Below are 13246 nucleotides of genomic sequence, written 5' to 3' on the forward strand. Positions count from 1 at the left end.
TCCACATTGGCGGGTGCTCGTCCGGCATTCACATAAGAAGCAGGGACGACAGCGCGGATTTCCGTGGAGGAATGCGCGGACCACCCGGGAATTGATCACCGAGGACCCGTCCGGCCGCCTCGTGATCAATTCCGGATTCGGCCGGAACCCGGGTGGGGCCGCCGAACGGAGTAGCGGAAGTCGATCACATGGAACCAGACATATCGGGATGTTTCGCCCTTCGACTGAGGCCCCGGATGTGTGTAACGTACGCGTTTCTTCCACCCCGGAGAGCCGCTCCGACCTGCGAATACCTTCTTCCACTCCCTGTCCGAAGCACGTTCCTGTCGGAGTTGTCAAGCCCCGAGATGCGCCCTGACCTGCGAAAACGCCATTCAGAAGCCGCCGTATCCGTGTTACTCTGGATAGCCACGGAAGGGGTACCTGTCACATGACGTTCAAGGTTGGCGACACCGTGGTCTATCCCCATCACGGGGCCGCGCTGATCGAGGCCATCGAAACTCGCCAGATCAAAGGCGTGGACAAGACCTACTTGGTGCTGAAGGTCGCCCAGGGCGACCTGACGGTGCGTGTGCCAGCGGACAATGCGGAGTTCGTCGGCGTGCGTGATGTGGTCGGTCAGGACGGGCTGGACCGGGTCTTCGAGGTGCTGCGCGCACCGTACGCCGAGGAGCCCACGAACTGGTCCCGTCGATACAAGGCAAACCTGGAGAAGCTCGCCTCCGGTGATGTCATCAAGGTCGCGGAAGTGGTGCGTGACCTGTGGCGTCGTGAGCGTGAGCGCGGACTCTCCGCCGGTGAGAAGCGCATGCTCGCCAAGGCCCGCCAGATTCTGGTGAGCGAGCTCGCGCTCGCGGAGAACACCAACGAGGACAAGGCCGAGGCCCTGCTCGACGAGGTTCTCGCCTCCTGAGGCGAAACCTGTCGCTCAGAACACCGCTGATCAACCAGCACTCTGCTGATCAACGCTGATCGCGCCTCTGCACATCGAAATGCCGCGGTGCCCGATGACGATTTCCCTGTCGCCGGGCGCTGCGGCATGTTCGCACTCGGACGCCGAATACACCGTCCATGCCGGATGTGTTATCACTCACGATCCGGTACTTGCGTACGTGGCGTGCCGGGCCCGGGCAGCCGGCTCGACCAGCGTCACGGAAGGGTCCGGTCGAGCGCGTCGCGCCCGGCACTCCTCCAGGCCATACCCACGCCAGGCCAGCACACAAACCTGACAGGAACCGATGTCTGACGATTCGCGCCCCTCGCCGCCGGCCGGCCCCGCGGCGGCCCGCACGGCAGCGGTGATCCCAGCCGCCGGCCGTGGTGTACGGCTCGGCCCGGGCGCCCCCAAGGCGCTCCGCGCGCTGGGCGGCACCCCCATGCTCATCCACGCGATCCGCGCCATGGCGGCCTCCCGCGCCGTCTCCCTGGTCGTCGTCGTGGCCCCGCCGGACGGCGCCGCCGAGGTCAGGTCGCTCCTCGACACGCACGCGCTGCCCGAGCGGACCGACTTCCTCGTCGTACCGGGCGGGCGGAGCCGCCAGGAGTCCGTGAAGCTCGGCCTGGACGCGCTGCCGCCCGGCCACGACATCGTGCTGGTGCACGACGCGGCCCGGCCGCTGGTGCCGGTGGACACCGTCGACGCCGTGATCGAGGCCGTGCGCGAGGGCGCCCCCGCCGTGGTCCCGGCGCTGCCGCTCGCCGACACCGTCAAGCAGGTCGAGCCCGCCCGGGCGCCCGGCGAGCCCGAGCCGGTCGTCGCCACGCCGGAGCGTGCGCGGCTGCGGGCGGTGCAGACGCCGCAGGGCTTCGACCGGGAGACGCTGGTGCGCGCGCACGAGACCGTCACCGGGGACGTCACCGACGACGCCGGCATGGTCGAGCAGCTCGGCCTCACCGTCGTGGCCGTCCCCGGCCACGAGGAGGCCTTCAAGGTCACCCGCCCCCTGGACCTGGTCCTCGCCGAGGCGGTCCTGGCCCGCAGGAGGCTCAACGATGGTTTCTGACCCGTCCCCGCAGGAGCCCCTGCTGCCCCAGGTCGGCATCGGCACCGACATCCACGCCTTCGAGGAGGGGCGCGAGCTGTGGTGCGCCGGCCTGAAGTGGGAGGGCGAGGGCCCGGGCCTGGCCGGCCACTCCGACGCGGACGTCGTCGCGCACGCCGCCTGCAACGCGCTCTTCTCGGCGGCCGGACTGGGTGACCTCGGGCAGCACTTCGGCACGGGGCGGCCCGAGTGGTCGGGCGCCTCCGGAGTCGCACTGCTGACGGAGGCGGCCCGGATCGTCCGCGAGGCGGGCTTCCGGATCGGCAACATCGCCGTCCAGGTGGTGGGTCCCCGCCCGAAGATCGGGAAACGCCGGGACGAGGCCCAGAAGATCCTTTCGGAGGCGGCGGGAGCACCCGTTTCCGTGTCGGGCGCGACCACGGACGGCCTGGGCTTCCCCGGACGCGAGGAGGGCCTCATGGCGGTGGCGACGGCCTTGGTCGTAAGGACGCGGTGACCGGCCCGACTCCTCAAGGGGTGCGGGGCCGTGCCTGACATGCGGCTCGGCCGCGTGGGCGCGACCGGCTCACGCGGCGCCGCACCCGATACGTTCCCGTACACCCCCCACGGCCTACTACCCTGGTCCCGTGACTATTCGCCTGTACGACACCAGCGCCCGGCAGATCCGTGACTTCACCCCGCTCATCCCGGGCTGTGTCTCGATCTACCTGTGCGGCGCCACCGTGCAGGCGGCCCCGCACATCGGGCACATCCGCTCCGGCCTGAACTTCGACATCCTGCGCCGCTGGTTCGTGTACCGCGGCTACGACGTCACGTTCGTGCGGAACGTCACGGACATCGACGACAAGATCATCGCCAAGTCGGCCGACCAGGACCGCCCCTGGTGGGCCATCGGCTACGAGAACGAGCGCGCGTTCAACGACGGCTACCACGCCCTCGGTTGCCTGCCGCCCACCTACGAGCCGCGTGCCACCGGGCACGTGACCGAGATGGTCGAGATGATGCGCGGCCTCATCGAGCGCGGACACGCCTACGAGGCCGACGGCAACGTCTACTTCGACGTGCGCTCCTTCCCGGAGTACCTCCAGCTGTCCAACCAGGAGCTGGACAACCTCCAGCAGCCCTCCGGCACCGGCGAGACCGGCAAGCGCGACCCCCGCGACTTCGCCATGTGGAAGGCGGCCAAGCCGGGGGAGCCCAGCTGGGAGACCCCGTGGGGCCGCGGCCGCCCGGGCTGGCACCTGGAGTGCTCGGCGATGGCGCACAAGTACCTGGGCACCGCCTTCGACATCCACGGCGGCGGCCTGGATCTGGTCTTCCCGCACCACGAGAACGAGATCGCCCAGGCCAAGGCCTACGGCGACGACTTCGCCCGGTACTGGGTGCACAACGCCTGGGTCACCATGAGCGGCGAGAAGATGTCGAAGTCGCTCGGCAACTCGGTCCTGGTCAGTGAGATGGTCAAGCGCTGGCGGCCCATCGTGCTGCGCTACTACCTCGGCACCCCGCACTACCGCTCGATGATCGAGTACAGCGAGGAGGCCCTGCGCGAGGCCGAGTCGGCGTTCGCGCGGATCGAGGGCTTCGTGCAGCGCGTGGTCGAGAAGGCCGGCGTCGTCGAGCCCGCCCCCGAGGTGCCGCTCGCCTTCGCCGAGGCCATGGACGACGACCTGGGCGTGCCGCAGGCGCTGGCCGTGGTGCACACCACCGTCCGGCAGGGCAACAGCGCGCTGGCCGCCGACGACAAGGAAGCCGCGGTGGCCCGGCTCGCCGAGGTCCGTGCCATGCTCGGGGTTCTCGGGCTCGACCCGCTCGACGAGCACTGGGCCGGGGAGAGCGAGCGCGGCGACGACCTGCACGGCGTGGTCGACACGCTCGTGCGCATGGTCCTGGACCAGCGCGAGGCCGCCCGGGCCCGCAAGGACTGGACCACCGCGGACGCCATCCGCGACCAGCTGAGCCAGTCCGGTCTGGTCATCGAGGACAGTCCGCAGGGCCCGCGCTGGAGCCTCGGCCCGCGCTGAGACCGGCGCCGGGACGAAGACCACAGCTGATCGATTGTGCCGCCCGGGCCTCCGGGCGGCACACTGCATAGACGTACGTACGACGCTCACACAGACAGGTAGGTCATGGCCGCAAACAACCGCCGCATGTCCGGCAAGAAGGGCGCGCAGGTCGGCAGTGGCGGCAAGCGGCGCCGCGGACTCGAAGGCAAGGGTCCGACCCCGCCCGCCGAGATGCGCAAGGGGCACAAGAAGAACCGCGTCGCCAACGCCAAGGCCAAGCAGGCCGTGCGCCGTCCCGTGGCGCGCGGGCGCGGCGGCAGGGGCACGTCCGAACTGGTCGTCGGACGCAACCCGGTCCTCGAGGCGCTGCGCGAGGGCGTCCCGGCCTCCACCCTCTACGTCCAGCAGTTCATCGACAACGACGAGCGGGTGCGCGAGGCCCTCCAGGTCGCCGCCGAGCGCGGCGGCATCAACCTCATGGAGGCGCCGCGTCCCGAGCTGGACCGCATGACCAACGGCCTCAACCACCAGGGCCTGGTCCTCCAGGTCCCGCCGTACGAGTACGCGCACCCCGAGGACCTGGCGTCCGCCGCCTACGACGACGGTGAGGACCCGCTGATCGTCGCCCTCGACGGTGTCACCGACCCGCGCAACCTCGGCGCGGTCGTCCGCTCCGTCTCCGCGTTCGGCGGCCACGGCGTGGTCGTCCCCGAGCGCCGTGCGGCGGGCATGACGGCCGGTGCCTGGAAGACGTCCGCCGGTACGGCGGCCCGCACCCCGGTCGCCCGTGCCACCAACCTCACCCGCGCCCTGGAGGCCTACAAGAAGGCCGGCATCGTGGTCGTCGGCCTGGCCGCGGACGGCGAGCACGAGCTCGGTGAGCTGGAGGCCCTGGACGGGCCGGTCGTCATCGTCGTCGGCAGCGAGGGCAAGGGGCTGTCCCGGCTGGTCGGGGAGACCTGCGACTTCCGGGTGCGGATCCCGATGCCGGGCGGCGCCGAGTCGCTCAACGCCGGTGTGGCGGCGGGCATCGTGCTGTACGAGGCGGCCCGCCGGCGCGGCTGAACAGGCGTCCGCGACCTCACCCTTACGGGCTAATTCCGGGGACGTCGGGGCGACAAGGGCAAGCTTGACGGGGTCCGGACACTTCCGGCGGGTCAAAGCAGTGTCCTATCCCGACGTCACTCGGTTAGATGAGTGTGGACACCAGAACACCCCGCACACCCACGGGGGACCGCTCGTCGGGACTCGACGACGCTCCCGCGCTGAGCATGGTGAAGGTGCCGAGCGACCCGGCGCAGGTCATCGTCAACCACGCGAGTTTCCGCGTGCAGTTGGGCGGCTCGACGCGTCGCGTCCAGTCCCCACGGGTCGCACGGCACCTGACCGCCACCGAGGCCACCGCCCGCATCCCCGCCGCCACCGCCGGGGGTGTGGCGGACGGAGCCGCCGCACGCCGCCGTCCCGTCATCTGGAGCGGCAGATCCGCGCCCGACGACACCGGCGCCCACCGGCTTCTCCAAGCCGTGCGGCACGAGAGCGTCCGCCACCCCGACGAGGCCACCCCCGACGCGGGAGCCACCCAGGTCATCTCCCGCGTGGGCACCGCGCCGCAGGACGCCGGCTACGGCACCGGGTACGACCAAGACGGGTACGGCGGCCCGGGATACCAGAGCGGCGGCTACGAGGACGACCTGGCCCAGACCGTCGAGACCCCCGTCGTCGGCCGCCAGCGCACCCACGAACAGGCCGCCGCCGACACCCGGTTGCTGCCCCCCATGCGCACCGTCGACAGCGCCTACGACGAACCCGCCTACGCGGAGGAGGAGTTCGACGAACTCGCCGACGCGGCGGGCGAGATGGGCCGACTCGCCAGGCGCCACGGCGACGACCCGGCCCGGCACGCCTACTACCCGGGCCGCCGGATGAACCTCGGCGTCGTCCTGCTCCCGCTGCGGGTCTTCCTCGGCTGCATCTCCGTCTACGCCGGCATGGGCAAGCTGTGCGACCCCGTCTACTTCGACGGCGGCGAGCGCGGCTCCATGGTCAAGTGGCTCAACACCCTGCACCCCTGGGAAGTCGCCGAGCCCCTGCGGCAGTTCGCGCTCGAGCACCCGATCGGCTCCGGTCTCGTGATCGCCTTCGCGCAGGTCATCGTCGGTGTCCTGACGGTCCTCGGCTGCTGGCAGCGCGTCGCCGCCGCCTTCGGTGCCCTGCTCTCCGCCGCACTGCTGGTCACCGTCAGCTGGAAGAGCGTCCCCGCCTACGAGACCCCCGACATCATCTACCTCGCCGCCTGGTCCCCGCTGATCATCGCCGGCGCCCCCGTCTACTCCGTCGACGGCCGTCTGGCCGGCCGGGCCTGGCGCCGCCTCGGACCCCGTGCCCACATCCGGGACCTGCGCCGCTACGTACTGCGCCGGGGCGCCCTCGTCACCGCCGTCGCCACCGGCCTCACACTGCTCGTCGGCTCGCTCCTCGGCGGCGCCGTCCGCGATGCCGACCGGGTCGTCGTCCCCGGACCCGGCGAGGCCCCGCGCAACGAACTGCCCGGCTCGCCGCTCCCGGAGAAGCCCGACAGGCGCAAGGACAAGCGCACCCCGTCGGTCTCCTCCTCGCCCACCCAGGGCGCCACGGCCGGCTCGGCCGGCCCCAGCGCGGGCACCACGTCCCAGCCGGGCGCCACCCAGGACGCCGGCACCGTCACCGGCGGCGGCCCCAGCCAGACCCAGGGCAGCACGGGCCAGACCCCGCCCCGGCGGTCCTCCCCGGCCCGCCAGGCCCCGAGCACCACGTCCGGCCCCACCTCCGGCGGCCCGGCGACGGGCGGCACGGGCTCGACCGGCGGCACGGGCGACGACTCCTCCGACTCCGGACGCCCGGGCCTGGTGGGCGGCCTCCTGGGCTAGCCGACCGACCCGAGCGACCCGAGCGCCAAAGGGCCCCGCACCTTCGAGGTGCGGGGCCCCTCTGCCAGAGGTCCCGGAAGCGCCTTCTCAGGGGCGCGGGGCTGTTTCGCTATGCGGCCCCGCCGCGCGGGCGCGACAAACCACACATCACCCGCCCGCACGAAGGCCAAAAGCCCCCGGGCTCTCAGCGCCCTGACGCCGCCAGTTCCTTGGCGGCCTCCGTCAGATCCTTCGCCGTGTCGATGGCCCGCCAGTACGACCCCTGCGGAATGGTGAACCCCGCCAGCCGCTGTTCCCGGGCCAGCCGGGGAAACGTCGTGCGCTCGTGGTCCCCCCGGTCCGGCAGCAACCCCGTGAACTCGGGGGAGAACACATAGACACCCGCGTTGATCTCGAACGTCGACGGCGGTGCCTCGATGAAGTCGGTGATGTGACCGAACCCGTCGGTCTTCACCGCCCCCCACGGCAGCCGCGGCCGCGCCAGCGCCACCGTCGCGATCGCGTCCCGCTCGGTGTGGAAGTCCGCCATGTCGCGCAGCGAGAACCGGGTCCAGATGTCACCGTTCGTCGCGTACCAGGGCTGGTCCGGGTGGGGCAGATGGGTGGCGGCGTACTTCAGGCCGCCGCCGCGGCCGAGGGGCTCGGACTCCACGACGGTGGTGACGGAGACGGGCAGATCGGCCGTCTCCAGCCACTTCTGGAGCACCTCGGCGAGATGGCCGCAGGAGACCACCACGTCCGTCACGCCTTCCTCGGCGAGCCAGGACAACTGATGGCCGATGATCGGAGTCCCCGTCCCGGGGATCTCGACCATCGGCTTGGGCCGGTCGTCGGTGTACGGACGCAGCCGGGAGCCCTGGCCACCGGCCAGTACCACGGCTTGCACAGGGCGGGACGCGGCGCTCGGATCGCTCATGAGACCGAACTGTATGGGGCGTCCCGCCCGGGCGTTCAGCGTCGGGCGTGCGCTCAGCTCTGCGCGGGCGCTCAGTCGCGCGCGGGCGCTCAGTTGTGCGCCGCCGCGACGCCCTTGGCGAAGGCGGTGTCGCACACCGGGCGGGCGTAGGACTGGGCGCGCGTCGGACCGTAGACCCGGACGGCGGCCTGGCCGAGGGCGCGGGCGATGGAGGTGCAGTGCTTCGCGAGGGACGGGCGGCCGTTGACGGCCTCCTGGAGGTGCGTGAGGGCGACGCCCGGGTTCTCCTCCTGGAGCTCGGTCAGCAGCTTGTCCCGCAGGACGTCCTGCGGGGCGCGCTTGACGGCTCGCGGGGTGCCGGTGGACGCGGTGGTGTCCGCGGCGGTCAGCACCGGGTCGGAGGGGCTGCCCGACCAGTTGACTCGGGTGACCGCGAGGGTCCCGGAGAGCACCAGGACGACGGGCAGGACGAAAGCGAGGGTGCGGCCGATCCGGCGGGCGGGGCCCCGGCCGCGTCGCGTCTGTTGGGTGTTGGAGTGCTTCACGCGTGTGAGGGTAGCGCCCAGTGATGGTTTGTAGACATTTAGTCACCGGTTCGGGGGATGAGAAAGCACCTCTTTTTGGGTAAGGCGTTGACGCACAGTGCTCGAAATGTCTGGTCTGCCGGGGTATTCGGCGACAACGAGAAGGGCCCCGCAGCGCTCCGCGGGGCCCTCTTCGTCAGCTTGGGTGAACCGTGCTCAGTCGGACAGGCGCTCGCCGGTCGACGTCGAGAACACGTGGGTCTCGCCGGAGCGGGGCACGATGTGCAGCTGGCTGCCCTTCTCCGGGACGTCACGGCCGCTGACGCGCACCACGAGGTCCTTGGACTCGTCGCCGACCTTCGCCGTGCCGTAGACGTAGGCGTCGGCGCCCAGCTCCTCGACCACGTTCACGGTGACCGCCAGGCCCAGCTCGGCGTCGGGACCGGCCACGTCGAAGTGCTCGGGGCGGACACCGACGGTGACCGTCTTGTCGGTGGTGGCGGCGATGGCGTCACGCTGCACCGGCACGACCGACTTGCCGAACTTCACACCGCCGTCGGTCACCGGCACATCGACGAGGTTCATCGCCGGGGAGCCGATGAAGCCGGCCACGAAGAGGTTGGCGGGCTTGTCGTACATGTTGCGCGGGGTGTCGATCTGCTGGAGCAGACCGTCCTTGAGAACCGCCACGCGGTCGCCCATCGTCATGGCCTCGACCTGGTCGTGGGTGACGTAGACGGTGGTGATGCCCAGGCGGCGCTGCAGCGAGGCGATCTGCGTACGGGTGGACACACGGAGCTTGGCGTCCAGGTTGGACAGCGGCTCGTCCATGAGGAACACCTGCGGCTCACGCACGATGGCGCGGCCCATGGCGACGCGCTGGCGCTGACCGCCGGAGAGCGCCTTCGGCTTGCGGTCCAGGTACTCGGTGAGGTCGAGGATCTTCGCGGCCTCCTCGACCTTCTGCCGGATCTCCGCCTTGTTGACGCCGGCGATCTTGAGCGCGAAGCCCATGTTGTCGGCGACGGTCATGTGCGGGTAGAGCGCGTAGTTCTGGAACACCATGGCGATGTCCCGGTCCTTCGGCGGCAGGTGGGTGACGTCGCGGTCGCCGATGCGGATGGCGCCGGCGTTGACGTCCTCGAGCCCCGCGAGCATGCGGAGCGAGGTGGACTTGCCGCAGCCGGACGGGCCGACGAGAACGAGGAACTCGCCGTCCTCGATGTCGATGTCGAGCGCGTCAACAGCGGGCTTCTCGGAGCCCGGGTAGACCCGGGTCGCCTTGTCGAACGAGACAGTGGCCATGATGAGTGAACCCCTTCTACCGGCAGGAACGTGCCGGACGATCCGAGTAGGAAGGCGGTGCCACGACGGTTTTCCGTTGTGGTGTAGTCCACACGTGTGAACTGGCTCAGGACGGTACCTGGCGTTCACCTGGTCTGTCAGTACCTCCGGCACTGTGAACTTCGCGGAAATTTTCGAGTCCCTGGTAGCGGCCCGCCAGCGCCGCCACCGCCGCCACGACGGCCCGCCGCAGGTCAGGAGGCCCGAGCACCTCCGCCTCCGCCCCCAGCCGGAGCAGGTCACCGACCGCCACGGCCTCCCCCTCCACGGTCAGCTCCACCTCCACCCAGCCGTCCTCGTCCGGCGCGCCCGCCTCGCGCAGGGCCTGTGCGCCCGCCGCCCCGAAGTGCATCGGCAGCAGCCGCTGCGCCCGCGGGGAGATCCGCAACCGCGCGACGCCCTGCCGCAGGGCGACTTCCAGACGCCGGGAGGACTCCTCCCAGTGGGCGGCCAGATCGAACCCGGCCGGGCGGTCGAAGACCTCCCCCGTTCCCTCCACAGCCAGCAGGCGCGACACCCGGTACGTGCGAACGGTCTCGTCGGCCAGGCCCACGAGGTACCAGATGCCGCCCTTCAGGACGAGCCCCAGCGGCCGCACCTCCCGGCGCACCTCGCCCCGCCACCGCCGGTAGTGCACCCGCAGCACCCGCTGTTCCCACACGGCCGCCGCGACCGCCTCCAGGCAGGGCACCGGATCGGCCTCACGGAACCAGGCCGGCGCGTCCAGGTGGAACCGCTCCTGAACTCGCCGCGCCTGCCCGGCGAGCTCCGCGGGCAGGGCCGCCTGCACTTTCAGCTGGGCGCTCGCCAGCGCCGCCCCCAGCCCGAGGTCCCGCGCCGGGCCGGGCATCCCGGCGAGGAACAGCGAACCGGCCTCGGTGTCGGTCAGCCCGGTCAGCCGCGTCCGGTACCCGTCCATCAGCCGGTAGCCGCCCTCCGGACCACGGTCGGCACACACCGGCACGCCGGCCGCGCCGAGTGCCTCGACGTCCCGGTAGACCGTCCGCACCGACACCTCCAGCTCCGTGGCCAGCTCGGACGCGGTCATACGCCCGCGGTTCTGCAGCAGCAGGATCAGGGAGAGGAGCCGGTCGGCGCGCATGGGGGCCATTGTCGGGCTCTCGCCGCCGTACCTGACAGGGGATGTCAGGTACGGCGGCGAAGGTGATCTCACCAGGCCGAGGGGCCCGTACCGCGCCCCCTGAACCGGGAGGACCCAGCCATGCCCGTACCCCAGACCACCACCACGACGACCACGACGACCACGACGACCGGTCACTTCACCTTCGCCGACTGGCAGGAAAAGGTGATCGGACCCGGCGAGGACGCGAACCCCCGCCTCGCTCACGCCTCCGTCCGCAACACCTTCAGCGGCGGCATCGAGGCGGCCGGGACGATCTGCGAGTACTCCATCGTCTACGTCACCGCGAAGACCGGCTCTTTCACCGGCATGGAGCTGATCACCGGCCGACTGGACGGGCGGGAGGGCAGCTTCGCCGTCGAGGAGCGGGGCTGGTTCGAGGAGGACGGAACGGTGCACTGCACGTTCGTGGTCGTGGAGGGTTCCGGGAGCGGGGACCTGACGGGACTGCGGGGCAAGGGCGGGTTCACCGCCCGTCACGGGGAGGCGGCGGTGGCCTACCGCTTCGAGTACGAGGTGGAGTGAGGCCGGGCCGAGCGGAACTTCGTGGCTCCCGGTAACGGGCTCTGTGTACAGTGGTGCAGCCTTCGCGTACGGCTTCGTAGTGCGCGGTGCCTCCTTAGCTCAGCTGGCCAGAGCAACGCACTTGTAATGCGTAGGTCGTCGGTTCGAATCCGACAGGGGGCTCTGCCGGAACCCCAGGTCAGATGCGCTCTGAACTGGGGTTTTTCGTTCGACGAGCCTTGGGTCCGGGCCTTCGCGCCCCGGGGCGCACGGCGGGCACGGGCGGGATGCCTGGCCGGTCCTTCGGCAGCAGCACACGCAGGGCGCCCGGCAGGATTCCGCACCGTACCGGGAGAGGAAGCCGCACCGCTTCGCCGTCGATGCCCGCGTCCAGATGGTGCGCGTCGCCGCTGAGTGTGATGCCGGGAGCCGACCAGATGAGGGGCCCTTCACCCGCCGCGCCGGGACCGTGCTCGTGCTGTCGCAGTTCGCCCCTCAGGTGCCTCAGGAGGTCCGGAGGCGCGTGCGCCGGGCGCTTGAGGACGATGGCGCCGAGCTGTCCGGTGGTGAGGGAGAAACGACGCCCCAGCCAGCGTGGTGTGGTCAGGTGGTACGGGTTGTTGGAGATCAGCACCACTTGCGGGAACTCGACGGTCCCCCAAGGGGTGTCCACACGGGCCCGGACCCACTGCTCGCCCTTGACGTAGCCGGGCGCCACCGCGGCGAAGGCGCGCGGCTTGTCCTGCCGGTAGCCGGGCTCCAGCAGGGCGTCGGCGTAGATGCCGAAAGAGACGTTGTTGACGAAGACGTGCGGGCCGACCACCCCCAGGTCCACCCGTGCGGGCTCACCGTCGACCAGGGCGTTCAGCGCCCGCCCCGGATCGCTCAGGTCGAGGCCCAGGTCCCGGGCGAAGTGGTTGCGTGTGCCCGCCGGGACGACGACCAGTGACCGGCCCGTGTCGGCGGCCTCCGCGGCGACCGCCGACACGGTGCCGTCGCCGCCGACGACCCCCAGCACCTGCGCTCCCTGCTCAACGGCGTTCTTCGCCAGGGACGCCGCGTCCCCCTCCGCACTGGTCGTCCAGACCTGCGCTCCCATCTCCTCGGCCCGCTGCACCAGGCCGTAGCGAGCTGTCTTGCCGCCGCCCGAGTGCGGATTCGTCACGATCACCACCCGGGCACGCGTCCGAGCGCCGGCCATCACCGTGGTCAGTGCTGGGGATGCGGCTGGGAGCGGAACAGGGGCCGCCGCCGGTGGGCTGAGGTACCCGGCGAGAGACGGCCGACGTCGACGCGCATCCTGATGGCGTGGAACACCTCGATCACGCCGAGGACGATGGCCATGATCCCCGCTGTCAGGGTGAGCGCGCCGATCGAGGCGAACGGCGCGACGATCAGCACGATGCCCGCGAGCATGCCGATGATGCCGGTGAACAGCATCCAGCCTCGGGCCGGCGTGTCCGGGGTGGATGCCGCCGTGGCCGTCACCGCGGTGCCGCGCAGCAGCCAGCTGAAGCCGATCCACAGGGCGAGCAGCAGGATCGACTGCAGCGTGCCGCGGAAGCAGATGAGACCGAGCAGGACGGAGAGCGCACCCGCGAGGAAGTGCAGCGCCCGAAGGTGCCCGGGGACGTGCGTGCCGAAGGCGGCGGCCAGTTGGAAGACACCGATGACCAGCAGGTAGACGCCGAAGAGTATGCCGACGACCCGGAGCGTCTCCTCGGGCCAGGCGAGGACCACGACGCCGAGGGCGATGGAAGCCAGGCCCGTGGTGAGAAGGATCTGCCAGCTCATGTTCGCCAGCGGCGCCAGGCCTCCGCCGAGGGAGGTGTCTCGCGGCTCAGCGCCGTACCTGGGCCCGGTGCCGGTGCTCGATGGGAAATCGGAGGAGGACGTCAT

13 protein-coding genes and 1 tRNA gene are annotated in these 13246 nt (G+C 71.1%); 8 read left to right on the plus strand and 6 right to left on the minus strand.

Annotated features, from left to right (window positions below; genetic code table 11):
- The first annotated feature begins 430 nt into the window (after window positions 1–430).
- From IE97_RS0121685 to IE97_RS0121710, 6 genes are all read left to right on the plus strand, one after another.
- Window positions 431–913 carry a CarD family transcriptional regulator gene (locus IE97_RS0121685; protein WP_003953493.1) on the plus strand — a complete coding sequence of 161 codons (483 nt, stop codon included), beginning with the start codon at window positions 431–433 and terminating at the stop codon, window positions 911–913.
- Between the two features lie 325 nt (window positions 914–1238).
- The gene (ispD, locus tag IE97_RS0121690; RefSeq protein ID WP_030243128.1) at window positions 1239–2003 is read left to right on the plus strand and encodes a 2-C-methyl-D-erythritol 4-phosphate cytidylyltransferase; all 765 of its coding nucleotides are present in this window, start codon (window positions 1239–1241) and stop codon (window positions 2001–2003) included.
- On the plus strand, window positions 1993–2499 hold the full coding sequence (gene ispF, locus IE97_RS0121695) for a 2-C-methyl-D-erythritol 2,4-cyclodiphosphate synthase (RefSeq protein WP_030243130.1): 507 nt from the start codon (window positions 1993–1995) through the stop codon (window positions 2497–2499). The genes ispD and ispF overlap by 11 nt, the downstream gene beginning before the upstream one ends.
- Window positions 2500–2629: 130 nt before the next feature.
- Window positions 2630–4027: a cysteine--tRNA ligase gene (cysS, locus tag IE97_RS0121700; protein ID WP_030243132.1), complete on the plus strand. Its 1398-nt coding sequence runs from the start codon at window positions 2630–2632 to the stop codon at window positions 4025–4027.
- Window positions 4028–4132: 105 nt separating this feature from the next.
- Entirely contained in the window at window positions 4133–5074 is a 942-nt protein-coding gene (gene rlmB, locus IE97_RS0121705; protein WP_030243134.1) for a 23S rRNA (guanosine(2251)-2'-O)-methyltransferase RlmB, read from the plus strand.
- Window positions 5075–5202: 128 nt separating this feature from the next.
- Window positions 5203–6918: a DoxX family protein gene (locus tag IE97_RS0121710; protein WP_030243137.1), complete on the plus strand. Its 1716-nt coding sequence runs from the start codon at window positions 5203–5205 to the stop codon at window positions 6916–6918.
- 184 nt (window positions 6919–7102) lie between these two features.
- Here IE97_RS0121710 and IE97_RS0121715 read toward each other — a convergent pair whose 3' ends face one another.
- The 4 genes from IE97_RS0121715 to IE97_RS0121730 form a co-directional block, all read right to left on the minus strand.
- Window positions 7103–7834, minus strand: coding sequence for a nucleotidyltransferase family protein (locus IE97_RS0121715; RefSeq protein WP_030243139.1), 732 nt, complete (start codon window positions 7832–7834; stop codon window positions 7103–7105).
- An 89-nt stretch (window positions 7835–7923) separates the two neighbouring features.
- A complete protein-coding gene (locus IE97_RS0121720; RefSeq protein WP_030243141.1) occupies window positions 7924–8379 on the minus strand; it encodes a hypothetical protein in 456 nt (151 codons plus the stop codon).
- 195 nt (window positions 8380–8574) lie between these two features.
- Complete coding sequence (locus IE97_RS0121725; protein WP_030243144.1) at window positions 8575–9663, minus strand: ABC transporter ATP-binding protein; 1089 nt, start codon at window positions 9661–9663, stop codon at window positions 8575–8577.
- A 106-nt stretch (window positions 9664–9769) separates the two neighbouring features.
- Window positions 9770–10804, minus strand: coding sequence for a helix-turn-helix transcriptional regulator (locus tag IE97_RS0121730; RefSeq protein ID WP_030243146.1), 1035 nt, complete (start codon window positions 10802–10804; stop codon window positions 9770–9772).
- Between the two features lie 120 nt (window positions 10805–10924).
- Between IE97_RS0121730 and IE97_RS0121735 the strand changes: the two genes are divergently transcribed.
- Together IE97_RS0121735 and IE97_RS0121740 are read left to right on the plus strand one after the other, a co-directional pair.
- Window positions 10925–11368, plus strand: a complete 444-nt coding sequence (locus IE97_RS0121735; protein ID WP_030243148.1) for a DUF3224 domain-containing protein — start codon at window positions 10925–10927, stop codon at window positions 11366–11368.
- A gap of 88 nt (window positions 11369–11456) precedes the next feature.
- Window positions 11457–11530 (plus strand) — tRNA-Thr (locus IE97_RS0121740).
- 16 nt (window positions 11531–11546) lie between these two features.
- Here the strand turns inward: IE97_RS0121740 and IE97_RS0121745 are convergent.
- Both IE97_RS0121745 and IE97_RS0121750 read right to left on the minus strand, forming a co-directional pair.
- Window positions 11547–12512 carry a diacylglycerol/lipid kinase family protein gene (locus IE97_RS0121745; protein WP_234331849.1) on the minus strand — a complete coding sequence of 322 codons (966 nt, stop codon included), beginning with the start codon at window positions 12510–12512 and terminating at the stop codon, window positions 11547–11549.
- Between the two features lie 44 nt (window positions 12513–12556).
- A complete protein-coding gene (locus tag IE97_RS0121750) occupies window positions 12557–13246 on the minus strand; it encodes an HdeD family acid-resistance protein (protein WP_030243153.1) in 690 nt (229 codons plus the stop codon).

This window comes from Streptomyces sp. NRRL S-455 (assembly GCF_000717875.1).
Taxonomy (GTDB): domain Bacteria; phylum Actinomycetota; class Actinomycetes; order Streptomycetales; family Streptomycetaceae; genus Streptomyces.